The organism is Streptomyces sp. WM6386, from assembly GCF_000972385.1.
In the GTDB taxonomy this organism is placed as follows: Bacteria; Actinomycetota; Actinomycetes; order Streptomycetales; family Streptomycetaceae; genus Streptomyces.
In genome coordinates, this window is sequence record NZ_JXTE01000245.1 from 1 (window position 1) to 930 (window position 930).

Below are 930 nucleotides of genomic sequence, written 5' to 3' on the forward strand. Positions count from 1 at the left end.
GCCTGGAGCAGACTGAGCTGCGCGTACCAGCAGCGTGAGTGCTGGAGCACGGTCTCCGCCTGACGGATCAGATCGTTGCGGCCGCTCAGGTGGGTGTGGGGATGTCGGAGGCGGCGGTTGGCCGCGTACTTGAAACCCTGGGCCAGGGCAGCCTCCAGAGCGAGCGGCAGGTCGGGGGTGCCGCCGGTGAACTTGGGATCGAGGTGGCGCAGCCACTTAGTGAGGCGCTCCCGGGCCTCGTCGCGATGGGCTTCGTCGACAGAGCCCAGGAGCATGGGCAGCATCCAGGCCCGCATCACGAACTCCCGGAAGAGATCGACCCGCCGGTCGCGGTAGTTCCGGTTCAGTTCCCTGCGGTCCTCCTGCAACCTCCCGATGTAGTCGACCGACGTGCCTCGCGGGGACGTACGGTCCGCCAGCGCCCTCCTCATGCGCGCGGACCATGCCTCGTACTCCCGCCTCTTCCAGGCCTTGAGCCTGTCCAGCCGGTCGTTGTACTCCTGCACGGGGTCACTGTGCAGGCCGACCCGCTCGCGGATCACAGCGAACGCCGCGTTGCCGCCCGTGCCGAACTCCTGGGCGACGACCAGGCGGATCGAGTAGGAGGGTTCCTGGATGCCCAGTCGGAACAGTTCCCAGTACAGCGGGGTGGTGTCGATCCGGTCGGAGACCTTCCGCAGCGCGGCACCCAGTTGTTTGAGCACTCGGCGCTTGGCGTCCCTCAGGGTGCGCCGGTCCCCCTTGATGCCGGCCCAGTGTTCGCGCACTGCGGAGACGACCTCGCTCAGCTGCCTCGGGTCGTCCTGGGCGCTCGCGATCTCCAGGGCGGCCGCATAGAGGTCCAGAGCCTTGGGATCGTCAGTGCGCCGACTCGCCATGGCGCACAGCCGGTGGGCGAGCGGGCGACTCCCCACGGGCGCCTGTCTAACC

General features: G+C 68.6%; 1 pseudogene. It reads right to left on the bottom strand.

Annotated elements, in window-relative coordinates:
• A pseudogene (locus TN53_RS41020) lies at nucleotides 1–914 on the bottom strand (ATP-binding protein); the annotation flags it as partial.
• Nucleotides 915–930 lie beyond the last annotated feature (16 nt).